The organism is Roseovarius azorensis, assembly GCF_900109455.1.
Taxonomy (GTDB): Bacteria; Pseudomonadota; Alphaproteobacteria; order Rhodobacterales; family Rhodobacteraceae; genus Roseovarius; species Roseovarius azorensis.
The window spans coordinates 157,307-183,203 of the sequence record NZ_FOAG01000002.1 but is presented as its reverse complement, the minus strand read 5'-3'; the positions used below and the strand labels follow the sequence as shown (position 1 = coordinate 183,203).

Here is a 25,897-nt window from a genome sequence, read left to right as displayed (position 1 = left end):
GGCCGTGCACCTGACACTGGGGCCGCTGGCCTATCATTGGAGCGCCGAACGTCGCCGTGATTTCTACGCGCGCATCGCCGACGAGGCCCCGGTGGCAGAGGTCTGCCTGGGCGAGGTGATCTGTTCGAAACGCGCGCCTTTTCACGAACGGGAGTTGCCCGAGGTGATCGCCCGGCTGGAGCGGGGCGGCAAGCGGGTGATCCTGAGTTCTCTGGCCGAGGTGATGCTGAAACGCGAGCGGCAGGCGACGGCGGATCTGATGGAGATCGAGGCCCATGAGGTAGAGATCAACAATGCCGCCGGATTGCTGGCGCGCGGGTGCAGGGCGCATCGGGTGGGGCCGTTCCTGAACGCCTATAACGAGGACACGATTGCCTGGATGGCCGGGCGGGGCGCGACGCATGTCTGCCTGCCCACGGAAATGCCGGGCCATGCTGTCGCCGTGGCTGCGCGGGCGGCGACCGCGTTGGGGTTAGGGGTGGAGGTCCAGGTCTTTGGCCGCGCCCCGCTTGCGGTCTCGGCGCGCTGTTATCACGCGCGGGCGCACGGGCGTACCAGGGACAATTGCCGGTTCGTCTGTGAAGACGATGCCGATGGTATGCCTCTTGCCACCCGCGACGGGCAGGCCATTCTGCGGGTAAACGGAATTCAGACTCAATCCGAGAGCTATATCGAGTTGTTGGCGGAGTTGGCGGAGATGCCGGGCATGGGCGTCAGCCATGCGCGGATTCTGCCGCAGGACGTGGACATGGTGGCGGTGGCGCGGGTGTTCGACGCGGCGCTGCGCGGGACCGAAGAGGTTGCGGCTGCCCGTGCGCGGCTTGCGATCATTTGCGGCGGTACCGGTTTCAGCAACGGTTTCTGGCATGGCGAGGCGGGCTATCGCCACATCGCGCGGCGGTCGGACCCGACCTGAGATCGGGGCTGGCCCGCGTCCGTCAGGTCAGATCGCCGTCGATCAGCGGATCGGGTTTGGCAAAGCCTTCCAGATCTGTCTGATCGGTGATCGTTATTCGGTTGCCTTCTACCGCCACACCGTAGGGGCCAAGCCCCCTGAAGGCGCGGCTGAGATTCTCGGGGGTCATCCCGAGATAGGATGCGAGGCGGCGCTTGTCGGTTTCCAGTTCGAATGCCGCGTCACCGCCATTGCGCGCCTGATGCCGCAAAAGGTAATTGGCGAGCCGCTCCAGAGAGCTGCGCAGCTTGAGATCCTTTTGCATCTTGATGGTGGAGCGATAGCGCTGCGCCAGTTCGGCCACGATGGCGCGGGCGAATTGCACGTCCTCCTCAAAGGCGCTGCGCACATCCTGGCTGGGGATGAGGACGATGCGGCTCTTCTCCATCGTGCGGGCCGACATGAGATAGGGCTGGTCGCGGATCGTGGCGGCGAGGATGAAGGTGGAGACGGGGCGCACCGTCGCGAGGCTGGATTCGCGCCCGTTCCAGCGGGCGAACAGATCGACCGCGCCAGAGATCAGCACATGCAGGAAATCGCTGCTGTCGCCTTCGGTGATCAGCTCGATCTGGGGCGGAAAATTCTGCACATAGGCTCCGCGCATGAGGGCTGCAAAGCGGTCCTCCGCCATATCGGAAAAGAGATGTAACCGGCGGATTTCGGGGTGGAGCGAATCAGGCATGGTCTTGGGGAGCCTTCAATGTGATTGCGTTACCTGGGCCATATAATTGATAAATATCAAGCATAAGATTGCGAAGATCGCGTTCCGCTATTGCAATACTATTTCGGTCGGCATGACCGATTTGAAAGCGGCGTTTATTTCGCCTGCCCCATACTCTCTACATGATCCAGATCAAGTTTTCACTCCTCGACCTGTTCCAGATCGTTGGCATAGCCTCGAAAGAGGTGCCTTTGCGATGAAACGAACGGAGGCCCTGCCATGCAGTCGCACGCCAAAGTCCCCGCCGCGGATCAGACCCGCGCCCTGGGGCTGAGCACCGTCGCCTTTACCGCCTGTTTCGCGGTCTGGACGATCTTTTCCATTATCGGCGTGGCCATCAAGGCCGAATTGGGGCTGTCGGAGTCGCAATTCGGGATTCTGGTGGCGACGCCCATCCTGACCGGTTCGGTGACGCGACTGTTCCTTGGCGTCTGGACCGAAAAATATGGCGGGCGGCTGGTCTTTACCGCGCAGATGCTGCTCACGGCGGGGGCGGTGCTTCTGCTGACGCTGGCTGAGACCTATGTCATGTATCTCGTTGCCGCGCTGGGCGTGGGTCTGGCGGGCGGGTCGTTCATCATCGGTGTGGCTTATGTCAGCCGGTGGTATGACGCCGGCCATCAGGGCACGGCGCTGGGTATTTTCGGCGCGGGCAACGTAGGCGCGGCGGTGACCAAGTTCGTGGCCCCCTTCGTCATGGTGGCCTACGGCTGGCACGGGGTGGCCTATGTCTGGGCGGCGGGGCTGGCGATTGTCGGCGTGCTGTTCTTCCTGCTGGCCAAGGACGACCCGGAACTGGTGGAACGTCGCAAGTCGGGCGTGCGCGCCCCGACGCTGGCCGAGCAGTTCGCGCCCCTGAGAAACCTGCAGGTCTGGCGTTTCTCGCTCTATTATTTCTTTGTCTTCGGGGCTTTCGTCGCGCTGGCGTTGTGGATGCCGCACTACCTGATCGACGTCTATGGCGTGGATGTGAAGACCGCGGGCATGGCCGCAGCCTCGTTCAGCCTGTCGGCGTCGCTCTTTCGGGCCTACGGCGGACATCTGAGTGACAAGTTCGGTGCGCGGTCGGTCATGTACTGGACCTTCGGCTTTTCGCTGATCTTTCTCTTCATGCTGTCCTACCCGCCCACCGATTACATCATTCAGGGCAAGGACGGGCCGATCGCCTTTTCCACCTCGATGGGACTTTGGCCCTTCGTGATCATCCTGTTTGCGCTTGGTTTCTTCATGTCCCTCGGCAAGGCGGCGGTGTTCAAGCATATCCCGGTCTATTACCCGAACCATGTCGGCGCGGTCGGCGGGCTTGTCGGCATGATCGGCGGGCTTGGCGGTTTCGTGCTGCCGATCATCTTTGGCGCGACGCTGGATCTTACCGGGATCTACACGTCCTGCTTCGCCATCCTGTTCGCGCTGGTCGCCATCGCGCTGGCCTGGATGCACCTTTCGGTCCGCGCGATGGAGCGCAGAGCGCATGGTGTGGCACTCGACGCGCTGCCGCAACTGCCCGAGATGCAGGAGATCCACGACCCCGAGCGCACCGTCATGCCCCGCGTGCTGGAAGACTGGCGACCCGAGGATGGACAGTTCTGGAACGAAAAAGGCCGGGCGGTCGCACGGCGTAACCTCTGGATTTCGATCCCGGCGCTGCTTCTGGCCTTCTCGGTCTGGATGGTGTGGTCGATGGTGGTGGCCAAGTTGCCCGCCATCGGGTTTGATTTCACCACCTCTCAGCTGTTCTGGCTGGCGGCCCTGCCGGGGCTGTCTGGGGCATCGCTGAGGATATTCTACAGCTTCATGGTGCCAATCTTTGGCGGGCGGCTCTGGACGACGCTGTCCACCGCCTCGCTGCTCCTGCCGGCGCTCGGTATCGGCTATGCGGTGCAGAACCCGCAGACGCCTTACCTTATCTTCCTCACGCTGGCCCTCCTGTGCGGTTTGGGCGGGGGCAATTTTGCCTCGTCGATGGCCAATATCGCGTTCTTCTTTCCCAAGGCGGAAAAGGGCAATGCGCTGGCGCTTAACGCGGGTCTGGGCAATCTGGGTGTGTCGGTCATGCAGTTCCTGGTTCCCATCGTGATCACTCTCGGTGTGTTCGGGGCCATGGGCGGCGCGCCTGTTGTACTGACCGATGGCGGTGAGCTCTGGTTGCAGAACGCGGGCTTTGTCTGGGTGCCGTTCATCCTGATCGCCACCGTTGCTGCCTGGCTGGGCATGAATGACATCGCCGATGCGCGGGCCAGTTTCCGCGAGCAGGCGATCATCTTCAGCCGCAGACATAACTGGCTGATGTGCGTGCTCTACACCGGCACCTTCGGCAGCTTCATCGGTTATTCCGCCGGGTTCCCTCTCCTGACCAGGATCGCCTTTCCCGAGGTGAACGCGCTCAACTTCGTGTTCCTCGGCCCGCTTGTGGGCGCGCTGAGTCGCGCGGGCACCGGATGGGTTGCGGACAGGTTTGGCGGCGGGCGCGTTACCTTCTGGGTGTTCGCGGGCATGATGCTGGCGGTTCTGGGCGTCATCGCCTCGCTGGGGATGGGCAGCTTCCTGGGCTTCTTTGCCTGCTTCATGGTGCTTTTCTTCCTCACCGGCGTGGGCAATGCGTCCACCTTCCAGATGATCCCGATCATCATGGGTCGCGAAGTTCCGCGCCTGATGCCGGAACTGGACGCCGCCGCAAGTCGCAGGCAGGGCGAGCGTGAAAGCGCCGCGATCATCGCCTTCACTTCGGCCATCGCCGCCTATGGGGCCTTCTTCATCCCCAAGGCGTACGGCACGTCGATTGCGATGACCGGCTCGCCGGTGGGCGCGCTCTGGGGCTTTGTGATCTTCTACGGGATCTGCCTGGCGCTGACCTGGGCGGTCTACACGCGGCCCGGTGGCCTCTTGCATGACATCGAACACGGGCGCGCGCCGGTCAATCCCAAGGCGCAACCGGCCCACTGACGCCTCACATCCGGGCGGCGACATCCGCCACCCGGACCCGAAACACGACGAAAGGAAAGCGATCATGAGCCATCTGCTCGACAGGTTGAACTTTCTCCAGCCCAAGACGCTGGAGACGTTCTCGGACGGACACGGACAGGTCACGCGGGAAAACCGCGACTGGGAGGACACCTACAGAAACCGCTGGCGACACGACAAGATCGTGCGCTCTACCCATGGGGTGAACTGCACCGGATCGTGCTCGTGGAAGATTTATGTCAAATCCGGCATCGTGACATGGGAGACGCAGCAGACGGATTACCCGCGCACGCGCCCCGATCTGCCCAATCACGAGCCGCGCGGCTGTGCGAGGGGGGCGTCCTACAGCTGGTATCTTTATTCTGCCAATCGGGTGAAGAATCCGCTGGTGCGGGGCCGCCTGATGAAGGTCTGGCGCAAGATGCGCGAGACGATGACCCCCATTGAGGCCTGGGAGAAGCTGCAAGCCGATCCGATCCTGCGCGCCTCTTATGTCGAGACGCGCGGCAAGGGCGGGTTCGTGCGCGCAAGCTGGGATGAGGCGACAGAGATCGTGGCGGCGGCCAATGCCTATACCGCCAGGACCTATGGCCCCGACCGCGTATTCGGCTTCTCGCCGATCCCGGCAATGTCGATGGTCTCTTATGCCGCGGGCTCGCGTTATCTGTCGCTTCTGGGCGGGGTCTGCATGTCTTTCTACGACTGGTATTGCGACCTGCCGCCCGCCTCGCCGATGACATGGGGCGAGCAGACCGACGTGCCGGAATCGGCGGATTGGTATAACGCGGGCTACCTGCTGCTCTGGGGTTCCAACGTGCCGCAGACGCGGACGCCGGATGCGCATTTTTATACCGAGGTGCGCTACAAGGGCACCAAATCCGCCGTCATCTGCCCGGATTATTCCGAGGCCGCCAAGTTCGGCGATGTGTGGCTGAATGCCAAGCAGGGCACCGATGCGGCGCTGGCGATGGCCTTTGGCCATGTGATCCTGCGCGAATATCATCTCGATCGTCAGGCGGAGTATTTCGAGGAGTACTGCCGGAAATACTCGGATTTTCCGATGCTGGTGGCGCTGGAGGAAAAAGGCGACCGGTTGATACCGGGCCGGTTCCTGCGTGCTGACGATCTCGACGGCAAGCTTGGCGAGCAGAACAACCCGGAATGGAAAACCGTCGCCATCGACGAAAAGACCGGCGGCCTTGTCGCGCCCAATGGCTCGATCGGTTATCGCTGGGGTGAGGGCGGAGAGTGGAACCTGGAGGAGAAGGCGGCGGGCAAGGAGACGCGCCTCAAGATGACGCTGGTGCTGGACGGCGATCATGACGAAGTCGTGGGCGTCGATTTCCCCTATTTCGGCGGGCAGACCTATGGGCAGTTCAACACCGATGCCGACCACCCCGAGGTGCTGACGCGCAGCATCCCCGTGCGCCGGATCAAGACGGCGCAGGGTGAGGTGACGGTTGCCACGGTGTTTGACCTCTTTTGCGCCAACTATGGCCTGGACCGGGGTCTTGGCGGCGATTGGGTGACCGACAGCTACGACGACGAGATGCCCGGCACGCCCGCCTGGGCGGAAAGGATCACCGGCGTACCGCGTGACAAGATCATCCATGTTGCCCGCGAGTTCGCCGACAATGCGGAAAAGACCACCGGCAGGTCGATGATCATAATCGGCGCCGCGATGAACCATTGGTTCCACATGGACATGAACTATCGTGGTGTCATCAACATGCTGGTTATGTGCGGCTGCGTGGGTCAGTCGGGCGGCGGCTGGGCGCATTATGTGGGGCAGGAGAAACTGCGCCCGCAGACCGGCTGGGCACCGCTGGCCTTTGCGCTGGACTGGCTGCGTCCGCCACGGCACATGAATTCGACCTCGGCCTGGTATGCCCATACAGATCAATGGCGGTACGAAACGCTGGCGGCGTCCGAGATCCTGTCGCCCACGGCGCCCGAGGGCGATTGGGATGCAAGCCTGATCGACTACAACATCCGCGCCGAGCGGATGGGCTGGCTGCCCTCCGCGCCGCAACTCAGGACCAACCCACTGGAGGTGGCCAAGGCGGCCAAGGCAGCGGGGCAGGAACCGCGTGACTATGTGGCCGAGGCGCTCAAGGCCGGACGGCTGGAGATGTCCTGCGAAGACCCGGATGCGCCGGAAAACTGGCCACGCAACCTGTTTGTGTGGCGCTCGAACCTGCTGGGTTCCTCCGGCAAGGGGCATGAATATTTCCTCAGGCACCTTCTGGGCACCGATAATGGCGTGATGGGCCGCGATCTGGGCGAGGAAGGTCGGCAACTGCCCAAAGAGGCCAGGTGGCATGACCAAGGGCCACGCGGCAAGCTGGACCTGCTGGTGACGATTGATTTCCGCATGTCCACCACCTGCGTCTATTCCGACATCGTTCTGCCGACGGCCAGTTGGTACGAGAAGGACGACATGAACACGTCCGATATGCACCCGTTCATCCACCCGCTGCAGGCGGCGGTGGACCCGGCCTATGAGAGCAAATCGGACTGGGAAATCTTCAAGGCGATTGCGAAGAAGTTTTCCGAGATCGTGCCCGGCTATCTGGGGCAGGAGACCGATATCGTCGCCCTGCCGATCCTGCACGACACCCCCGCCGAAATCGCGCAGGATCAGGTGAAGGACTGGAAGAAGGGCGAATGCGACCTCATCCCCGGCAAGACCGCGCCGAATTTCATCGCCGTGGAGCGGGACTATCCGGCGCTCTATGAGCGGTTCACATCACTTGGCCCGCTCATGGACAAGCTTGGCAATGGCGGCAAGGGCATCACCTGGAACACGCAGGTCGAGGTCGACGATCTGGCTGCGCTCAATGGCGTGAAACTGGATGGTCCGGCCAAGGGGCGACCCGTCATTGAGACTGCCATCGACGCCTGCGAGGTGATCCTTATGCTTGCCCCCGAGACCAACGGTCACGTTGCGGTCAAGGCCTGGGAGGCTCTGGAAAAGGCCACCGGACGACATCACGCGCATCTGGCCGAGGGCGAGCATCACAACAAGATCCGTTTCCGCGATATAGCCGCGCAACCGCGCAAGATCATCTCGTCGCCCACATGGTCAGGCATCGAGAGCGAAAAGGTCAGCTATAACGCGGGCTATACCAATGTCCACGAACTGATCCCCTGGCGCACGCTCACGGGACGTCAACAACTCTATCAGGATCATTTGTGGATGCGGGCCTTTGGCGAGGGGTTCATGTCCTATCGCCCGCCGGTCGATCTCAAGACGGTGACGGCCGAGATCAACCAGGAGGCACGCGAAAATGCCCCCCATGTCGTGTTGAATTTCATCACGCCCCACCAGAAATGGGGGATTCACTCGACCTATTCCGACAACCTCTTGATGCTGACGCTCAATCGCGGCGGCCCGGTGATCTGGATTTCTGAGCATGACGCCAAAACGGCGGGGATCGTCGATAACGACTGGGTCGAGCTTTACAACGTGAACGGCGCGCTGACGGCGCGGGCGGTGGTCAGCCAGCGGATCAAGGATGGCACCACCTTCATGTATCACGCGCAGGAAAAGATCGTGAACACTCCCGGATCGGAAAAGACCGGGCTGCGCGGCGGCATCCACAATTCGGTCACGCGGGCGGTGCTGAAACCCACCCACATGATCGGCGGTTACGCCCAGCAATCCTACGGCTTCAACTATTACGGCACCGTTGGATCAAACCGGGACGAGTTCGTGATCGTCAGAAAGATGCAAAAGGTTGACTGGCTCGACCAACCCGCGACCGAGAAGGAGGCTTAGGACATGAGAATTCGAGCACAAATCGGCATGGTGCTGAACCTCGACAAATGTATCGGGTGCCACACCTGTTCCGTCACCTGCAAGAACGTCTGGACCAGCCGCGAGGGCGTGGAATACGCGTGGTTCAACAACGTCGAAACCAAGCCCGGCACCGGCTATCCGACCGACTGGGAAAACCAGAAACGCTGGAACGGCGGTTGGGAGCGGACAAAATCGGGAAAATTGCAGCCCAGACAAGGCAGCAAGTGGCGGATCCTGGCGAATATATTTGCCAACCCGGACCTGCCAGAGATCGATGATTACTACGAGCCGTTCGATTTCGACCATGACCACCTGAAATCCGCCCCCGAAATGCAGGCATTCCCGACCGCCCGCCCCTATTCCGTGATCACCGGCGAGCGGATCGAAAAGATCGAAAAAGGCCCGAACTGGGAGGAAATTCTGGGCGGCGAGTTTTCAAAGCGCTCCGAGGACTACAACTTTGAGGGTGTGCAGAAGCAGATTTACGGAGAGTATGAAAACACCTTCATGATGTATCTTCCGCGGCTCTGCGAGCATTGCCTGAACCCCACCTGCGTGGCGTCCTGCCCTTCGGGCGCGATCTACAAGCGCGAGGAGGACGGGATTGTCCTGATTGATCAGGAGAAATGCCGGGGCTGGCGGATGTGCGTCTCGGGGTGCCCCTACAAGAAGGTCTATTACAACTGGTCCACCGGAAAGTCGGAGAAATGCACGCTCTGCTACCCGCGCATCGAATCGGGCAACCCGACGGTATGCTCCGAAACCTGCGTCGGGCGCATCCGCTATCTGGGCGTGATGCTCTATGATGCCGACAAGATCGAGGAAGCGGCCAATACGGCGGCGGAAATGGATCTTTATGATGCGCAGCTTGGCGTGTTTCTCGATCCGAACGATCCGGTGATCATCGAGACTGCACGCGCCGATGGAATCCCCGAGGACTGGATCAGGGCCGCACAGCAAAGCCCGATCTGGAAGATGGCGATGGAGTGGAAAGTGGCCTTTCCGCTGCACCCCGAATACCGGACGCTGCCGATGGTGTGGTATATCCCACCGCTTTCGCCAATCCAAAATGCCGCGGAGGCGGGCAAGATCGGCGTCAACGGGGCCATGCCGGACGTCAAGAACCTGCGCATCCCGCTACGCTATCTCGCCAACATGCTGACGGCGGGGGATGAGGCGCCGGTGGCGCAGGCGCTGGAACGGATGCTGGCGATGCGCGCCTACATGCGCGCCAAATCCGTCGAGGGTGTGCGCGACGAGGCGATCGCGGCGCGCGTTGGCCTGAGCGGTCGGGTGATCGAGGACATGTACAAGATCATGGCGCTGGCCGATTACGAGGACCGTTTCGTGATCCCGACGACGCATCGCGAACAGGTCGAAGAGGCCTATGACCTCAAGGGCGGCTGCGGGTTCACCGATGGTAACGGTTGCTCCACCGGTGTCTCCAAGGGGTCACTTTTCGGCGGCTCCAAACGGCCGCTCAAGATGCCGCAAGAGGTGCAGTGATGGACCGCGCCGTGAAATCGCTTTCGCTCGTTCTCAGCTATCCGACGCGTGAATTGCAGGCGGCGATGCCGGAAATCGGCGGTGTTCTGGCGGCAGACAGCCGTCTCACCGCTGCCGCGCGGCGCGACCTGCGCCCGCTTGTGGCGCATCTGCAGGCGGGCGATATCTATGATCTCGAAGAGCAGTATGTGATGATCTTCGACCGCTCGCGCACCCTGAGCCTCAACCTCTTCGAGCATGTCCACGGCGAAAGCCGGGACCGGGGGGGCGCGATGGTGTCGCTGCTCGAAACCTATCGCGCTGGCGGGTTCGAGCCAGCCACGGCCGAATTGCCCGATCACCTGCCGGTGCTTCTGGAATTCCTGTCGTCCCGACCCCTGGCCGAGGCGCAAGAGATCCTCGCCGATGCCGCGCATATCCTCGTGGCGCTTGAGGAGCGGTTGACGCGGCGCGAAAGCCCCTATGCGGCGGTCTTTGCCGCGCTTGTGCAGCTTTCGGGCGCGCAGGCGGACGGCGCCGCGGTGGCCGAACTGTTGCAGCAGCCCGATACCGACCCCACCGATCTTGAGGCGCTGGATGAGGTCTGGGAGGAAACGGAGGTCCGGTTCGGTCCGGATCCTAATGCGGGCTGCCCCGCCGGTCGCGAGATGCTGGCGCGCATGGACCTGCCCAACACTGCCCCACCCTCTCATGCCGCCGAATAGGAGACTGACCCATGTTCGGAAATTTCGACATCAACTTCATCATCTTCGGGATCATGCCCTATGTGGCGCTGACGGTGCTTCTGGTGGGCTGCATCGCCCGCTACGAGCGCGATCCCTTCACCTGGAAATCCTCTTCCAGCCAGCTTTTGCGGCGCAGGCAACTGGTCTGGGGCTCGATCCTGTTTCATGTGGGCATCCTAACGGTGTTCTTCGGGCATCTCGTCGGCCTTTTCACGCCGGTCTGGGTGCTCGACATGCTGGGCGTGCCTTACTGGCTCAAGCAATGGATGGCCGTCCTGATCGGCGGCCCGGCGGGCATTGCTGCGCTCATCGGTGCGACCATGCTCTTGCACCGGCGGCTCGTTGATCCACGCATCCGCGTCACCTCGAGCCCCGCCGATATCGGCATCATGGGCCTGATCTGGCTGCAGCTGGTAATTGGCCTGCTGACCATCACGCAAACCTTGCAGCATATGGACGGCTCCGAAATGGTGCGCTTCATGACCTGGTCGCAGAGCGTGGTCACATGGAACCTCAACGCCTGGGTCACGGTTGTGGATGTGCATTGGCTCTACAAGCTGCACATCTTCCTCGGCCTCCTGATCACCATGCTGTTTCCGTTCACGCGGCTGGTGCATATGGTTTCGGGCTTTGCGGCCCCGATGCGCTATCTGTTGCGCTCGGGTTATCAGGTGGTGCGTTCGCGTCGGCAGCAGCCGCTGCAACCGGCCGACAAGGTGGTCGCGGCGGCACGCGCCCGCGCGCGTCATCACGCCCCGGCGGGCGCGTCCCGCGCCAAACCTGCGGAGTGAGCGCCATGACCACCGCCCTTTTCCCCGAACTGGTCGTCAATGGCGAGATCGTGCCGCAGGCGGTGATCGCCAGCGAGGCGCAGAACCACCATGCCCCAAAGGGCAAGCCGGGCCTGGCCTGGCGCAAGGCGGCGCGCGCTGTGGCCATGCGCACCCTGCTGTTGCAGGAGGCGCGGCGGCGCGGCCTTGCGCCCGATCCCGCCGAGGTTGGCCCGGGCCGCTTTGAAACCGGGGAGGAGGCTCTGATCCGGGGCCTTCTCGAAGAGGCGGTGGTGGCCGAACCGCTCGACGAGGACGCAATCCGCGCCGAGTGGGCACGCGATCCCGCCCGGTTTCGCGCGCCGCCGCTATGGGAGGTGTCTCATATCCTTGTCGCCTGTGATCCGCGCGACGCGGTCGCGACGGCGGCGGCAAGGACGCGCGCGCAGACCCTCGGCAAGGAGGCGTCGGGCAATCCGCAAGGCTTTGCCCGGCTGGCCGGGGCCGAGAGCGATTGCGGTTCGAAATCCTCGGGCGGCGCGTTGGGACAGCTCGGGCCGGGCGATACGGTGCCGGAATTCGAGGCAGCGCTGCACCGCCTGAAGGAAGGCGAAATCACGCCCGAGCCGGTGCTGACGCGCCACGGCTGGCACATCATCCGCATGGATGCCTGCGCGCCGGGCGCGGTGCTGCCCTATGAGAGCGTGCGCCACCGGATCGCTGCGGCGATGGAAAAGGCCGCATGGGCGCGTGCCGCGCGGGACTTCACGCAAACGCTGGTGGACCGGGCCGATATTCGCGGCGCGCAGATGCAGGTCGGGCCGGAACAACCAGAGGCGGAGACAGGTGAATGACGCTCGCCAACAGGCTCTCCGAACCGGGCTGTGGCTGCGATGCGCCGGAAAATGGCGGTTCGTTGCTGAGTATTGATGCGGCACTTGGACTGATTTCAGGGCATGCAAATGCCGTCGCGGGCACCGAGACGCTTGCGCCCGGTGCAGCGCGCGGGCGCATCCTCGCCCTGCCGGTTCTGGCAGAGACGATGCTGCCGCCGTTCGATAATGCGGCGATGGACGGCTATGCGCTGGATTGCGTCGCGCTGAAGGGGGACGGCCCGTGGCGGTTGACGATCACGCACCGTATCGCGGCGGGGCAGGCGGCGATGGACCCGGTCGGCGCCACGCAGGCCGCACGCATCTTTACCGGCGCGCCGATCCCGCCGGGGACGTCCGCCGTCGTGATGCAGGAAGAGGCCGACCGGACCGGCGATCAGATCCTGTTACGACGTCGACCCTCAGCGGGGCAGAACATCCGCCGTGCGGGCGAGGACATGATCGCCGGCACACAGATACTGGCGACCGGAGAGCGTCTTGACCTGCGTGAAATCGCGGCGTGCGCGGCGGCAGGATGCGCGCGGGTGACCGTGCGCCGACCGCTGCGCGTGGCGCTGCTGGTCACGGGGGATGAGGTGCGCGATGCGGGCGCAACGCTTGGTCCGGCGCAAATCCGGGATATCAACACACCGATGCTGCGCGCGGCTTTGTCCGGGGCCGGAGTGCACCTTGCGCATGTCGAACGGACCGCCGACCGTCGGTACGCCTTGCAGGCATGCCTCACGGCGCTGGCGGATGAGGTTGATCTCATCGTGACCACGGGGGGGGTCTCGGTCGGCGAAGAGGACCATGTGAAACCGGCGGTGACCGATGCGGGCGGCCGGATATTTTTTGCCGGCGTGGCGTTGAAGCCGGGCAAGCCGGTATCGTTTGGCCGGCTGGGCAGGGCCTTCTGGCTGGGTCTGCCGGGTAATCCGTTTTCCGCCATCGTTACATGGCAGCTTTTCGGTCTGGCCCTGCTGCGGCGGCTCTGCGGGCAGACCGGGGGCGCGGTCTTGCGCCGCCATGTGGTGACCGGAGCGCCGATCCGTCACCGACCGGGCCGGTGCGAGTTGCGCCCCGCGCGCCTTGCCGGGTTCGACGGGATGGGCCGCGAGGTGGCGCATTTCGAGACAGCCACTCATTCCGCGCGGGTTGCGGGCCTGTCGCAGGCTGACGGCCTGATCTTCATTCCGTCCGACGCCGATTATCTGCCCGAGGGGTCACTGGTCGAGTTTCAGCCATTCTGCGACCGCTGAGCATCACGAAATACGCATCGCCAATGACGGCCTGCGGCAACAGGGCTGTTCAGCGCACGCGTTTGATCCTATGTCAGCGCCATGAAACGACTGGCGATCATCATGGCCCTGGCCCTTGGCCTGAACGCAGCCCCGGCGCGCGCGGATTGCGTGGTGCTGCTGCACGGGCTGGCGCGGTCGGACACATCCTTTCTGGTGATGCAGGAGGTGCTGGAGGCGCAGGGCTATGACGTGTTCAGCCCCAGTTACCCTTCGACCAGAGCGGAAATCGCGCCGCTGGCCGAACGCACGTTGCCTCATGCACTGCGGGATTGTGGCGAGACGACCGTTCATTTCGTCACCCATTCGATGGGCGGCATCCTGCTGCGCGCCTGGCTCAGGGATAACCGCCCGGAACGGATGGGCCGGGTGGTGATGCTCGCGCCGCCGAATCATGGCAGCGAACTGGTGGATGAACTGGGTGGGCTCGAACTGTTCCGGTGGCTGCACGGGCCTGCGGGCGCGCAGCTTGTGACCGGCGCGGACGGGGTGCCCGAGAACCTGCCGCCGGTGGATTTCGAGCTGGGTGTGATCGCGGGCAACCGGTCGCTCAACCCGTATTTCTCCAGCCTCATCGAGGGGCCGGATGACGGCAAGGTGTCGGTTGCCTCGACCCGGGTCGAGGGCATGGCCGATCACATCATCCTGCCGGTCACGCATACGTTCCTGATGAACAACCCGCTGGTGATCGCGCAGGTGCAGGAATTCCTGACCCATGGCCGGTTCGATCACGATCTCACGCTGGGCGATATCCTGCTGGGGCGGCGCCGGGAATGAGCCCGGTCGAGATGACATTGCGCGGCGCCGAAGTGCTGTGGCCCGAAGGCCCGGGTCCGGGCGATCTGAGCCTGAGCGGCGGGGTGATCGCGGATGCGCCGGTAGGTCGGGTCGTCGATCTGAGCGGATTTTTGATACTGCCGGGAATCGTCGATTTGCATGGCGATGGGTTCGAGCGGCATCTGGCACCACGCCGCGGCGCAATGAAGGATCTGGATCAGGGGCTGATCGCCACCGAGGCGGAGCTGGCCGCCAATGGCGTCACTACCGCCATGCTGGCGCAGTTCTACAGCTGGGAGGGTGGCATGCGCGGGCCCGAGTTCGCCGAGCGCGTGTTCGCGGCGCTGACGCAGGTCCGGGCGCAGGTTGCCACCGATCTGCGGGCGCAATTGCGCCTCGAGGTGGCGATGACCGGGGATTACGCCGCCGCCGAACAGATGGTGGCGCGGCATGGCATCGGCTATGTGGTCTATAACGATCATCTGCCGCATGACGCGCTTGCGGCAGGCAAGCGACCGCAGGGGCTGACGGGGCAGGCGCTCAGGATCGGGCGAAATCCCGAGAAGCATCTCGAATTCATGCAGGATCTGCATGTGCGCATGGATCGGGTGGGACCTGCACTCGATGCCCTGAGCGCGCGTCTCATCGCGCAGGGCGTGCGGCTGGGCAGCCATGACGACCATACGGCGGAGGACCGTCAGAGGGCGCGCGCGCGCGGCATCGCGATTGCCGAATTCCCCGAAACGCTGGAGGCGGCGGAAGAGGCCCGGCGCGGCGGCGACGCGGTGATCATGGGCGCCCCCAATCTGGTGCGGGGCGCCTCGCACAAGGGCAACGTCAGCGCGCTTGAGATGGTGGCGATGGGGCTGGTGGATGCGCTGGCCTCGGACTATCACTATCCGTCGCTCAGGCGGGCGGCATTCCTGCTTGCGGATGGCGGGATTTGCGATCTGGCGGCGGCCTGGGCGCTGATTTCCAGCGGCCCGGCGCGGATCCTGGGACTGGCGGACCGTGGCGGGCTGCGGCCCGGCGCGCGCGCCGATCTGGTGGTGTTGGACGCGGGCAGCAAACGGGTGGCGGCGACCATCGCGGGCGGACGCGTGAGCTATCTGGCGGGCGACGCCGCAACGCGATTTCTGGGCAGCAAGTGCGGCGCAGTGAGTATTTGAAGAACGATGAAAGCGGGCCGTGCGCTGCGGGTCTCAGGTCTTTGCAGATCTGGTGATGCGGTTCACATGGCCCATCTTGCGGCCCGGTTTGACCTCGGCCTTGCCATAGAGATGCAGCGCGGTGTTGGGTGCCTTTGCAAGGTCGGGCACGCGGTCCATGTCAGCGCCGATCAGGTTCTCCATGGTCACATCCGCATAGCGCGTGCCGTCGCCCAGAGGCCAGCCGGTGATGGCGCGTATATGCTGTTCGAACTGGTCGATGGCACAGCCGGCCTGTGTCCAGTGCCCGGAATTGTGGACGCGCGGTGCGATCTCGTTGACGACAAGTCCCCCCGGCGTGACGAAAAGCTCGACCCCCATGACGCCGACATATTTGAGAGCATCCAGGATTCTAGCGGCAAGCAGAACGGCATCGGTGCGCTGCGAGGCGCTCAGCCGCGCGGGTACCGTGGTGGTGCGCAGGATACCGCCCACATGCACATTCTCGCCGGGGTCGTAACAGGCCACATCGCCCGCCTCGTTGCGCGCGGCGATGACCGATACCTCATGGCTGAAGTCGATGAATCCCTCGTAGATCGCCGGTTGCCCTGCCATATCCGCAAGCGCCCGCTCGGCGTCGGCAGGTGTCATGAGCCGCGCCTGCCCCTTGCCGTCATAGCCGAAACGGCGGGTTTTCAGGATCGCGGGCAGGCCGATCTCGATGATTGCCTCATCCATGTCCTCGGCATCGTCGACGGCGGCAAAGGGCGCGGTCGCGAGGCCGATATCTGACAGAAACGCCTTTTCGATCAGGCGGTCCTGGCTGACCTTCAGCGCTCTGCGCCCAGGTCGGACGGGCTTGAGCGGCTCGAGGATGTCAAGCGCCGAGGTCGGGATGTTCTCGAACTCATAGGTGATCACATCGACGCTGGCGGCAAAGCGGCGCAGCGCCGTCTCGTCCGTATAGTCGGCCTTGAAATGGTAATTGGCGACATGGCTGGCAGGGCAGTCGGAGCCGGGTTCGAAAATGCAGGTCTTGAACCCGAGCCGCGCGGCGGCGACAGACAGCATGCGGCCCAGTTGCCCGCCGCCCAGAATGCCGATGGTCGCGCCGGGGAAAAGGATCTCAGTCATCAACGGGCTCGTCGGGGATAGAGGCGGAGAGGGCGGTGCGCCAGTCCTCCAGGCGCTGCGCGAGGTCCGGGTCGGAATTGGCAAGGATCGCGGCGGCCATGAGACCGGCATTGGCCGCGCCTGCCGCACCGATCGCCATGGTGGCCACCGGAAAGCCACGCGGCATCTGGACGATGGAATAGAGGCTGTCGACACCCGCCAGCGCCCGGGTCTGCACTGGAACGCCGATCACCGGCAACCGCGTCTTGGACGCCATCATGCCGGGCAGATGCGCCGCCCCTCCCGCGCCCGCGATGATCACCTCGAGGCCGCGCGCGACCGCGGTTTTGCCATAGTCCCAGAGCCGGTCGGGGGTGCGGTGCGCCGAGACGATGCGCGTCTCGTAGGCGACGCCCAACTCGTCAAGAATCTGGGCGGCCTCGCGCATGGTGGTCCAGTCAGACTGGCTGCCCATGATGATGCCGATTTTCACGCCTGTCATATCACGCCCCCTTCAATGGAGCGCGCACTATACTGATCGACATGCGTTAGGCAATGATGTCCGGGTAAATCCGGTCCTCGATCCGGGCGATCATGTCGCGCAGCCAGAGTTTCTTCTTCTTGAGCCGTTGCAGGGTCAACTGATCGGCCGTCGCCTTTTCCTGAAGCGCGCGAATCGCCTCGTCCAGATCGCGGTGCTCGCGGCGGAATTCCTCCAGTTCGACGCGCAGCACATCCTCGGATTTCATCGAAAGGTCGCTGAAAGCGTTCATGACAAGCGATTCCCTTGGGGATTTGAAGGGATAAGATACTGAATTTGCGCCGCTCCGCATAGCCCTTGCGCGTATCGGGGCCAATCCCCATATTCATGCGGCAGGTTGCCGGAACGGGATCTGCGCCAATGGACGGTCGCTTACGATCAAGGACGTGTCGATGACAAAGCTTACTCTGGGGACGCACCCCTATATGCTGGGTTTCGAGCAGCTGGAACGTATGCTGGAACGCAGCGCGAAATCCGGGAACGAGGGCTATCCGCCCTTCAATATCGAACAGACTTCGCAGAATTCCTATCGGATCACGCTGGCGGTTGCCGGATTTGCCGAGGACGATCTGTCGATCACGGTCGAGGATCGACAGTTGGTGATCCGTGGCCGTCAGAGCGATGACGGGGAACACCGGCTCTATCTGCATCGCGGCATAGCCGCCCGGCAGTTCCAGCGCTCTTTCGTTCTGGCCGATGGTGTCGAGGTGGGCGAGGCAATCATGGAAAACGGGTTGCTGCATGTGGATCTGACCCGCGCGCAGCCCGAACCGGTGGTTCAGCGGATCAGGATCAACAAGGGGTAAGCGGCATGGACACAAAATACGATATCGGAGCTGACGAGAGCCGGGCTATCGTCTATGTGCGGCCCGTGAAGGTGGACGATCTGCCTGAGGACATGCGCGATCAGGTGCGCGGCGCGACCACGATCTATGCCGTGCACAGCGTGGACGGCGAGCGTCTGGCGCTGGTGCGCGATCGCAGGCTCGCCTTTCTGCTGGCCCGCCAGAACAATATGGAGCCGGTGACGGTTCACTGACGGCTGATCCTGACGCAAAAGGCCACCCCGATAACAGGGTGGCCTCTGTACCAGTCAGGGATTCGGCGATCAGCCCGCGATCAGGCCCATCTGCTCCAGCTTCAGGATCACCTGATGGGCGCAGTTGTCGACATCCACGTTTTCGGTATCGACGCGCAGTTCGGGATTTTCCGGCACGTCATAGGGATCGGAAATGCCGGTGAATTCCTTGATCTTGCCCTCGCGCGCCAGCTTGTAGAGCCCCTTGCGGTCGCGCCTTTCGCATTCCTCGATGCTGGTCGAGACATGCACTTCGACAAAGGCGCCGAACTGCTCGATCTCTTCGCGCACGGCGCGGCGGGTGGTGGCATAGGGCGCGATCGGCGCGCAAATGGCGATGCCACCGTTCTTGGTGATCTCGCTCGCGACATAGCCGATGCGGCGAATGTTGAGATCCCTGTGTTCCTTGGAGAATCCCAGCTCTGACGACAGGTTCTTGCGCACGATATCGCCATCCAGAAGAGTGACGGGACGCCCGCCCATTTCCATCAGCTTGACCATCAGCGCGTTGGCGATGGTCGACTTGCCCGAGCCGGAAAAGCCGGTGAAGAACACCGTGAAACCCTGCTGCGAGCGTGGTGGGCGGGTGCGGCGCAATTCGCTGACCACCTCGGGGAATGAGAACCAGTCGGGAATCTCCAGCCCCTCGGCCAGACGGCGGCGCAGCTCTGTGCCTGAAATATCCAGGATCGTGGCCCCCTCCGGCACTTCGGAAATGGGGAAATACTGCGCCTTTTCCTGAACATAGACCATGTGCTTGAAATCGACCATCTCGATGCCGATTTCACCCTGATACTGTTTGAACAGTTCCTGCGCGTCATAAGGGCCATAAAAATCCTTGCCCTGGCTGTTCTTGCCGGGGCCAGCGTGATCGCGTCCGACGATGAAATGGGTGCAGCCATGATTGGCGCGGATCAGGCCGTGCCAGACCGCCTCGCGCGGGCCGGCCATGCGCATCGCCAGATTGAGCAGGCTCATCGTCGTCGTCGCCTGCGGGTACTTGTCCAGCACCGCCTCATAACAGCGCACGCGGGTAAAATGATCGACATCGCCCGGCTTGGTCATGCCCACGACGGGATGGATGAGCAGGTTGGCCTGCGCCTCGCGCGCGGCGCGAAAGGTCAGTTCCTGATGCGCGCGATGCAGCGGGTTGCGGGTCTGGAACGCCACGACGCGGCGCTAGCCCAGCTTGCGGAAGAGCGCGCGCAATTCGTTGGGCGTGTCCCGCCTGCCGCGGAAATCGTAATGCACCGGCTGCTGGATGCCGGTCACAGGACCGCCGAGATAGACCTTGCCCGCGGTGTGGTGCAGGTAATTCACCGCCGGATGAGCGATGTCGTCGGCGCCGAACACCTTGGCCGCCTCATGGCTCTTGTCGGGGGTCCAGCGATCCGTCACCGTCATTGTCGCCAGGATCACGCCCTCCTGGTCGCGCAGGGCGATATCCTGTCCCAACTCCAGACTTTCGGCGAATTTTTCGGACACATCGAGGGTAATCGGCATTGGCCAGAGTGTGCCGTCAGCAAGGCGCATCGTGTCCACGACGCTTGTGTAATCGGCCTCGTTCAGGAACCCCTTGAGCGGGTTGAAGCCGCCATTCATCAACAGTTCGAGATCGCAAATCTGGCGCGGGGTCAGATCCCAACTGATCAGATCGGCGGCTTCGACCTTGAGTTTCTGGGCGCTCTCGTAGGATACGTAAAGCTCGGGAACGGGGGCAAGGTTCGGCTGTTGCATGGGATCCTCGGGCAAACTGCGATGTTGAATGTTGTTGCGGCAGGCAACGTGTTTATGCGCGGCTTAGCCCCGGTTCGAGACGGGATTCAAGGCAAACCCGCGTCGGGCGAATGAAAGAGGCGGAAATGCCGCGAAAAAGCTGCGCAAACGGAAGAATGTCACGCAGTTCTGGCCAAATTCAACCGTCTCGTTCCGCCAGCCAGTGTTCTGCGTCGAGCGCCGCCATACAGCCCATGCCCGCCGAGGTGACCGCCTGGCGATAGATATGGTCGGTCAGGTCTCCGGCGGCAAAGACGCCTGGTATGCTGGTGCGGGTGCTGCCTGGTTCGACCTTGACATAACCGCCGTTGTGCAGTTCCAGCGCATCCCTGACCAGTTCGCTTGCGGGTGCGTGGCCGATGGCAATGAACACGCCCTTGCAGGGAATTTCCGTGATCGCTCCGGTCTCGACATGTTTCACGCGCACGCCCTCGACGCCCTTGGGATCGTCGGTGCCGATGACCTCAGCCAGCGTGTGAAACCACAGCGTTTCGATCTTGGGGTGTTTGAACAGCCGCTCCTGCAGGATCTTTTCGGCGCGCAATTCGTCGCGGCGGTGGATCAGCGTCACCTTGGAGGCGAAATTGGTCAAGAACAGCGCCTCTTCGACGGCCGTGTTGCCACCGCCGATCACGACGATCTCCTGTCCGCGATAAAAGAACCCGTCGCAGGTGGCGCAGGCCGAAACGCCAAAACCCTTGAAGGCATCCTCGGACGGCAGGCCCAGCCATTTGGCGCGTGCCCCCGTGGCAAGAATCACGGCGTCGGCGGTATAGGTGGCGCCGCTGTCGCCACGGGCGACGAACGGACGGTTCTCCAGATCGAGCGAGGTGATGATATCGCCGACGACCTCGCAGCCCATCGCGCTGGCATGCGCCTCCATCCGCACCATCAGGTCCGGTCCCTGAACTTCGGTGTCGCCGGGCCAGTTCTCTACCTCGGTGGTGGTGGTCAGCTGCCCGCCCGGCTCGATCCCCTGCACGAGAACGGGTGAGAGCATCGCGCGCGCTGCATAGACGCCGGCGGTATACCCCGCAGGGCCGGAGCCGATGATCAGGCATTTGGTATGGCGGGTGTCGGGCATGTGGGTCTCTCTTGGTGAAGTGCTGAGTTCCGGCGAGATATAGCGGGGCGACACGGGGCTTGAAACCCCTTGCAAGACAGATATGCGTTACCGGCATACGGGCGTGCGGGAAATGATCTTGCGTAATGGTGAAAGATAATTGCGTGCGACGGTGGGCATGATATAACAATCGCGAAATTCAGGGAGAAAAGACCATGCCCGCCACCCGCCTTGACGATATCGACCGCAAGATTCTGGCCGAGCTTCAGGCCGATGGCCGTATGACCAATGTGGAACTGGCCCGGCGTGTCGGCATTTCCGCCCCGCCCTGTTTGCGGCGGGTGCGCACACTGGAAGAACAGGGTTATATCCGCGGCTATCACGCCGATATCGACCCTCGCGAACTGGGGTTCGAGGTGCAGGTTTTCGCCATGGTCGGCCTGCAAAGCCAGGCCGAGGCCGATCTCAGCGCCTTTGAGGCGCGTTGCCGGGCCTGGTCGCTGGTGCGCGAATGTCACATGCTCAACGGCGAGGTGGATTTCATCCTCAAATGCGTGGCCCCCGATCTGAGTACGTTCCAGCGATTTCTGACCGAGGAACTGACCGCGGCGGACAATGTGGCCAGCGTCAAGACCTCGCTGGTCATTCGCGGCGCCAAGGACGAGCCGGGCGTGCCCTTCGATGTACTTGAGGCGCGGCTGGTCCGTTCGGCCTGAACCCCGCGCCGATCCGTCAGGCAACCTCCAGCGTGTCGGGCGCGTCGAGCGGCAGGCGCATGTGACAGACCGGGCCGAACTGATGCGGCTCGTGGATATGCGGAAAGAACGACAGGAACCGGATCAGCATGTTCGGCCCCACTTGGCGCTCGAAATTCGCGCCGGGGTGAAAACTCTCGACCTCTAGGCCGTTGGCGGTGATCACCGCATGCCGACGCAGGCAGAGATGGTATAGTGTGACCGCTCTGGTTGGCGCGATGGTAAAGGCATGCTGCCCGTCGGCGAGGGCATGCGCGGGGGTCAGCACCTGATCGGTGCCGGTGCTGGCGCGCAGGTTGCGTGGCCGGGTCAGGATGCGCGCGCCGGGACCGACCATGAAATCCGCCATCGGGCGGCTGATGCCAAAGGCGTCTGCCATGATCCGGGTCAGCCTGGCGGCGTTGTGCCCGTCCCCGCCGGGCATCAGCGTCATTGACCCGATCCACAGGAGCGGCAGCGCACTGTGCGCGGTGGTGGTCAGGCAATCCCCGGGCAGCAGATCCTCGACCGCGACAGGGCCGCGCGTGGTGGCGATCAGCGTGCCGTGGGCAAACGCGGAATGCGCCGCGTCAAACAGCGGCAGGGCCGGTGCGACCTGCTCGGCCTCCTGAATCTGGCCATCGCTCGTCTGCCACAGGCTACGGTATCTGCGCTGTTGCAGACTGATGTCGCGGGACGGGGCAGAGACGGCTTGCGCCGTGACATCGCGCGAAGGATGCGCGGTAAAACGGGGGATACTCATGTTGTGTCACCTCGAACTTAAGGTTGTCACAACCGCGTCGGCCCCCACCGACAACGACAGATGGACAAGATCTGTTATCTGGACGTCGACTATGCCGAGGGCTGTAGATTTCCGTCAAGAAATGCATGTAATTGTCTCTGTATGAGCGCCAATGTCGCGATGTTGCTGCCTTTGTTGATCTGTCTCTGTCTGACCTGCCATAATTGCGCGGCACCCTGCGAATCACGGCGACCGTCCACAAAGCTCGCCCGGACTGCACCGGCGAAAGCCTCAGGCACTCTTGACGCGCCAGTGCAGGGGGACGGGGCGGTTGCGCATGACAGCCTGCCGCTTGCTGCGGTGATAGGGCAGGATCAACGCCTGTTTACCAGAGTGTTTGACGATCGAGGCCAGCCAGCGTCGTTTCATATTCGTTACCTTCTCCACGCCAGAGAAACAGCGTGGCCCATTGTGTTTCGTTGATCATAATCATGCCCGGTGTTTGAGGCCAAGTTTGGGCCGAACTGGTAAAGATAATGTCAAAATGCGGGATTTCGCGGATATGCCGGGGGGATCCGCCCCCGCGCCAGGCCACCCTCAGAGACGGATGACAGAGATCAACCGCCCGTAATCCGCCTCGCCCGCGTGCGCGCTGCGGCGGTAGGAATAGAACCGGTCGGGATCGTCATAGGTGCAATGTCGCGTCCACTCGGCGTGCCCTACGCCCGCGTTGCGCAGGCGATGCAGGCCATAGGCGGGCAGGTCGAACTGATAGCGGTCGCCCTGGCCATTGGTGAAAAAGCGGCCGTTGCCGGCATCTTCGGCGAGAAAGGCGTCGAGAAATTCGGGACCGACCTCATAGGCGGCCTGACTGATCGTGGGGCCGATGACGGCAGTGATCGCCTCGCGCTGCGCGCCAAGCGATTCCATCGCATCAATCGTGGCCTCAAGCACGCCGTCGAGAGTGCCGCGCCAGCCGGCATGGGCCGCGCCAATGACCTGTGCGTTGCTGTCGGCAAACAGCACCGGCTGGCAATCCGCGGTCAGCACGGCCAGCGCCATGCCCGGTGTGGCGGTAACCATCGCGTCGGCGCGTGGGCGCGCCGACAATGGGCCGGTGACGGGCACCACATCGGCGGAATGCACCTGATGCACGGTGATCAGGCGATCGGGCGCGACCTGCATCGCCTCGGCGACGCGGGCGCGGTTGATGCTGACGATCTCGGACTGATCCGACGATCCGGCACCGCAATTGAGCCCCGAGAACACGCCTGAAGAGGCCCCGCCGCGTCGGGTGAAGAATCCGTGGCGCAGCGGTAACAGACTTTCGGCGGTGAGAATCTCGAGCGTCATGGGTCCAGTCCGGGTGGCGGCGCGGCGCTTGCGGGATAGAGCGCCAGCACCTTGAAGAGCCTCCCCATTTCGGCAGGGGCGGTCAAGCGGTGATATGCGGCCATGTGACTGTCGCGTGCAGTATCGGCAAGCGTGCGCCCGAGGATCTCTGCCCGCTGTGCAATCCCGAGCCGTTGAAGGAATGTGCCCTGTGGTGTGAGCCGGGAGTGGGCGCAGGGGGCGGCCTGCGCCAATGCCTCGAAATCCACATGCGCGGTCAGGTCGGCCTGACCGGGATCGGCCAGCGGATCGGCGGGAGCGTGGCCGCGCAGCGCCTGAAACGTATCCCCCAGCGAACGCCAGTCGCCATAGTCGATGATCAGCGCTGCGCCACCATGTTCTGCGATGCGCGCGCCGATGCCGGCGGCGATGGCCTGACCCGGTGCGCAGGTCTCGACGATGTCGCCTTCCTGTGTGTCGGCAAGCCGATGGGCAAGGCCGGGTGGCGAGATCGGCCCGCCAAGGCCAAGGGCAAGCGCGCCATCGCGCAGGCCGACGAGGCGCTCGCACCAGCCTTTGCCCCTGCGCTGAAACTGGCGGATGGGCAGCGCGTCGAAGAATTCGTTGGCGACCAGAAAAAGCGGCGCGTCGGGCAGGGTCTCGACATGATCATGCCATGTAATGTCCGCGCGCGCGATGGTCAGTGCCTGCCGGCTGCGCAGGGTCGGCGATGTCTCGATCAGATGCAGGCGCAGCGCGTTGTGGAACCCCGGCACGGCGCGCGTGGCGCGCAGCATGTCCGCCATAAGCGTGCCGCGCCCCGGCCCCGCCTCGGCAAGGGTGAAGGGGGTGGGTGCGCCCTGATCTAGCCAAGTCTGCGCCAGACAAAGGCCGATCACCTCGCCGAACATCTGGCTGATCTCCGGTGCGGTGGTGAAATCCCCCGCCTTCCCGAACGGATCGCGGGTGGAATAATAGCCGTGCAGGGGATGCATCAGGCAGGTGGTCATGTAGTCGGCCAGCGTCATCGGCCCGCTGGCCCGGATGCGGGCAATCAGGTGATCGCCAAGCGCATTCATGTCGGGCGCGGACGCCGTGCCCAGGCGATCATGCCCAAGCCAAAGGCGATCATCGGCAGCGACAGGATCTGCCCCATGCTCAGCCCCATGCTGCCCGCGTGGATCACATGTCCGATCGGGTTGTCCGGGGTGATGAACTGCGGATCAGCCTGCCGTACGAATTCGACAACAAACCGTGACAGGCCGTAGCCCGCGAAAAACACTCCCGTCAGCGTCCCCGGCAGGCGCAGTGCGCCGCGCCGCCACCCCAGCCACAGAAGAACCGCACCAAGGATCAGCCCCTCAAGCGCCGCCTCGTAGAGTTGCGAGGGATGCCGCGCACAAAGTCCGATCACTCCGGGGCAATCCTGTGCCGCGGCTCCGGGAAACACCACGCCCCAGGGCAGATCCGTGGGCCGCCCCCATAGTTCTGCGTTGATGAAATTGGCGATCCGGCCCAGCAACAGGCCCACGGGCGTCACCATGCAGAGCACATCCGCCACTGAAATCCAGGGGATACCGTTTCGTTTCGAATACAGAATGCAGGCCAGCACTACACCCAGAAGGCCGCCGTGAAAGGCCATGCCACCCTCCCACAGCACCAGGATCTGACCGGGATTCGAAAGGTAATAGCCGGGCTGATAGAACAGCACATAGCCCAGCCTGCCACCAAGGATCACGCCCAGGATAACCCATGTCAGCAAATCCTCGACATTGCGCGGGGTCATCACGGCAGTGGCGCCAAGCCAGAGCGCGGGGCGTCTGACGGTAGCCACCACAAGCCGCCAGCCGATTAGAATTCCGACGATATAGGCGAGCGCATACCAGCGCAGCGCGAATTCCATCCCGAAGAGCGGGATCGTGAAAATCTCGGGCGAGATGTCGGGAAAGGGGATCATCATCTGCATATGCGTGCCTGTGCCTG

The 25,897-nt window shown here is 63.4% G+C and carries 23 protein-coding genes and 1 pseudogene; 13 read left to right on the top strand and 11 right to left on the bottom strand.

Translation table 11 applies throughout. From position 1 onward, the window contains the following. The first annotated feature begins 4 nt into the window (after window positions 1-4). Window positions 5-916 (top strand): ubiquinone anaerobic biosynthesis protein UbiV, encoded by a 912-nt coding sequence (gene ubiV, locus BSG08_RS04165; RefSeq protein WP_093032524.1) that lies wholly within the window; start codon window positions 5-7, stop codon window positions 914-916. Window positions 917-938: 22 nt separating this feature from the next. On the opposite strand, the gene BSG08_RS04160 is transcribed toward ubiV, so the two are convergent. Beyond that, on the bottom strand, window positions 939-1,637 hold the full coding sequence (locus tag BSG08_RS04160) for a cyclic nucleotide-binding domain-containing protein (protein ID WP_093032521.1): 699 nt from the start codon (window positions 1,635-1,637) through the stop codon (window positions 939-941). 258 nt (window positions 1,638-1,895) lie between these two features. Here BSG08_RS04160 and BSG08_RS04155 point away from each other — a divergent pair, with 258 nt between their 5' ends. The 9 genes from BSG08_RS04155 to BSG08_RS04115 all read left to right on the top strand — a co-directional run bounded on the left by BSG08_RS04155 (window position 1,896) and on the right by BSG08_RS04115 (window position 15,556). Then, window positions 1,896-4,619 (top strand): nitrate/nitrite transporter, encoded by a 2,724-nt coding sequence (locus tag BSG08_RS04155; RefSeq protein WP_093032511.1) that lies wholly within the window; start codon window positions 1,896-1,898, stop codon window positions 4,617-4,619. A gap of 64 nt (window positions 4,620-4,683) precedes the next feature. Next, entirely contained in the window at window positions 4,684-8,418 is a 3,735-nt protein-coding gene (locus tag BSG08_RS04150) for a nitrate reductase subunit alpha (protein ID WP_093032509.1), read from the top strand. 3 nt (window positions 8,419-8,421) lie between these two features. Next, window positions 8,422-9,945 (top strand): nitrate reductase subunit beta, encoded by a 1,524-nt coding sequence (gene narH / locus BSG08_RS04145; RefSeq protein WP_093032507.1) that lies wholly within the window; start codon window positions 8,422-8,424, stop codon window positions 9,943-9,945. Continuing rightward, window positions 9,945-10,649, top strand: coding sequence for a nitrate reductase molybdenum cofactor assembly chaperone (gene narJ, locus BSG08_RS04140; RefSeq protein WP_093032502.1), 705 nt, complete (start codon window positions 9,945-9,947; stop codon window positions 10,647-10,649). The genes narH and narJ overlap by 1 nt, the downstream gene beginning before the upstream one ends. Before the next feature lie 11 nt (window positions 10,650-10,660). Next, the gene (gene narI, locus BSG08_RS04135) at window positions 10,661-11,461 is read left to right on the top strand and encodes a respiratory nitrate reductase subunit gamma (RefSeq protein WP_093032498.1); all 801 of its coding nucleotides are present in this window, start codon (window positions 10,661-10,663) and stop codon (window positions 11,459-11,461) included. Window positions 11,462-11,466: 5 nt separating this feature from the next. Further along, window positions 11,467-12,294 (top strand): peptidylprolyl isomerase, encoded by an 828-nt coding sequence (locus BSG08_RS04130; protein ID WP_093032496.1) that lies wholly within the window; start codon window positions 11,467-11,469, stop codon window positions 12,292-12,294. Beyond that, window positions 12,291-13,571, top strand: a complete 1,281-nt coding sequence (locus BSG08_RS04125) for a molybdopterin molybdotransferase MoeA (RefSeq protein ID WP_093032495.1) — start codon at window positions 12,291-12,293, stop codon at window positions 13,569-13,571. Before BSG08_RS04130 ends, BSG08_RS04125 begins: the two co-directional genes overlap by 4 nt. Before the next feature lie 81 nt (window positions 13,572-13,652). Continuing rightward, window positions 13,653-14,387 (top strand): esterase/lipase family protein, encoded by a 735-nt coding sequence (locus BSG08_RS04120; protein ID WP_139274530.1) that lies wholly within the window; start codon window positions 13,653-13,655, stop codon window positions 14,385-14,387. Continuing rightward, window positions 14,384-15,556, top strand: coding sequence for an alpha-D-ribose 1-methylphosphonate 5-triphosphate diphosphatase (locus tag BSG08_RS04115; RefSeq protein ID WP_093032494.1), 1,173 nt, complete (start codon window positions 14,384-14,386; stop codon window positions 15,554-15,556). Before BSG08_RS04120 ends, BSG08_RS04115 begins: the two co-directional genes overlap by 4 nt. A 33-nt stretch (window positions 15,557-15,589) precedes the next feature. Here the strand turns inward: BSG08_RS04115 and BSG08_RS04110 are convergent, their stop codons facing one another. Genes BSG08_RS04110 through BSG08_RS04100 form a run of 3 tightly spaced genes read right to left on the bottom strand, consistent with a single transcriptional unit; the run spans window position 15,590 to window position 17,421 of the window. Further along, complete coding sequence (locus BSG08_RS04110; RefSeq protein WP_093032493.1) at window positions 15,590-16,669, bottom strand: 5-(carboxyamino)imidazole ribonucleotide synthase; 1,080 nt, start codon at window positions 16,667-16,669, stop codon at window positions 15,590-15,592. After that, on the bottom strand, window positions 16,662-17,150 hold the full coding sequence (gene purE, locus BSG08_RS04105) for a 5-(carboxyamino)imidazole ribonucleotide mutase (protein WP_093032492.1): 489 nt from the start codon (window positions 17,148-17,150) through the stop codon (window positions 16,662-16,664). The genes BSG08_RS04110 and purE overlap by 8 nt, the downstream gene beginning before the upstream one ends. Window positions 17,151-17,196: 46 nt before the next feature. After that, window positions 17,197-17,421 (bottom strand): YdcH family protein, encoded by a 225-nt coding sequence (locus BSG08_RS04100; RefSeq protein ID WP_093032491.1) that lies wholly within the window; start codon window positions 17,419-17,421, stop codon window positions 17,197-17,199. Window positions 17,422-17,581: 160 nt separating this feature from the next. On the opposite strand from BSG08_RS04100, the gene BSG08_RS04095 reads away from it, so the two are divergent. After that, the gene (locus BSG08_RS04095; RefSeq protein WP_093032490.1) at window positions 17,582-17,995 is read left to right on the top strand and encodes an Hsp20 family protein; all 414 of its coding nucleotides are present in this window, start codon (window positions 17,582-17,584) and stop codon (window positions 17,993-17,995) included. A 5-nt stretch (window positions 17,996-18,000) separates the two neighbouring features. Beyond that, entirely contained in the window at window positions 18,001-18,228 is a 228-nt protein-coding gene (locus tag BSG08_RS04090) for a DUF1150 family protein (protein ID WP_093032487.1), read from the top strand. A gap of 69 nt (window positions 18,229-18,297) precedes the next feature. Here BSG08_RS04090 and BSG08_RS04085 read toward each other — a convergent pair. Continuing rightward, window positions 18,298-20,004: pseudogene (locus BSG08_RS04085) on the bottom strand (bifunctional sulfate adenylyltransferase/adenylylsulfate kinase). 178 nt (window positions 20,005-20,182) lie between these two features. Continuing rightward, entirely contained in the window at window positions 20,183-21,127 is a 945-nt protein-coding gene (gene trxB, locus BSG08_RS04080) for a thioredoxin-disulfide reductase (protein WP_093032463.1), read from the bottom strand. 194 nt (window positions 21,128-21,321) lie between these two features. On the opposite strand from trxB, the gene BSG08_RS04075 reads away from it, so the two are divergent. Then, on the top strand, window positions 21,322-21,822 hold the full coding sequence (locus tag BSG08_RS04075; protein ID WP_093032462.1) for an Lrp/AsnC family transcriptional regulator: 501 nt from the start codon (window positions 21,322-21,324) through the stop codon (window positions 21,820-21,822). Window positions 21,823-21,838: 16 nt separating this feature from the next. Here BSG08_RS04075 and BSG08_RS04070 read toward each other — a convergent pair whose 3' ends face one another. From BSG08_RS04070 to lgt, 5 genes are all read right to left on the bottom strand, one after another. Further along, complete coding sequence (locus BSG08_RS04070) at window positions 21,839-22,603, bottom strand: Hint domain-containing protein (protein WP_093032460.1); 765 nt, start codon at window positions 22,601-22,603, stop codon at window positions 21,839-21,841. A gap of 270 nt (window positions 22,604-22,873) precedes the next feature. Further along, window positions 22,874-23,011, bottom strand: a complete 138-nt coding sequence (locus BSG08_RS19415; protein WP_175544684.1) for a hypothetical protein — start codon at window positions 23,009-23,011, stop codon at window positions 22,874-22,876. Between the two features lie 168 nt (window positions 23,012-23,179). Next, a complete protein-coding gene (pgeF, locus tag BSG08_RS04065) occupies window positions 23,180-23,935 on the bottom strand; it encodes a peptidoglycan editing factor PgeF (protein ID WP_093032458.1) in 756 nt (251 codons plus the stop codon). Continuing rightward, a complete protein-coding gene (locus BSG08_RS04060; protein WP_093032456.1) occupies window positions 23,932-24,993 on the bottom strand; it encodes a class I SAM-dependent methyltransferase in 1,062 nt (353 codons plus the stop codon). Before BSG08_RS04060 ends, pgeF begins: the two co-directional genes overlap by 4 nt. Beyond that, window positions 24,990-25,880 carry a prolipoprotein diacylglyceryl transferase gene (gene lgt, locus BSG08_RS04055; RefSeq protein WP_093032454.1) on the bottom strand — a complete coding sequence of 297 codons (891 nt, stop codon included), beginning with the start codon at window positions 25,878-25,880 and terminating at the stop codon, window positions 24,990-24,992. Before lgt ends, BSG08_RS04060 begins: the two co-directional genes overlap by 4 nt. Between the last annotated feature and the right edge of the window lie 17 nt (window positions 25,881-25,897).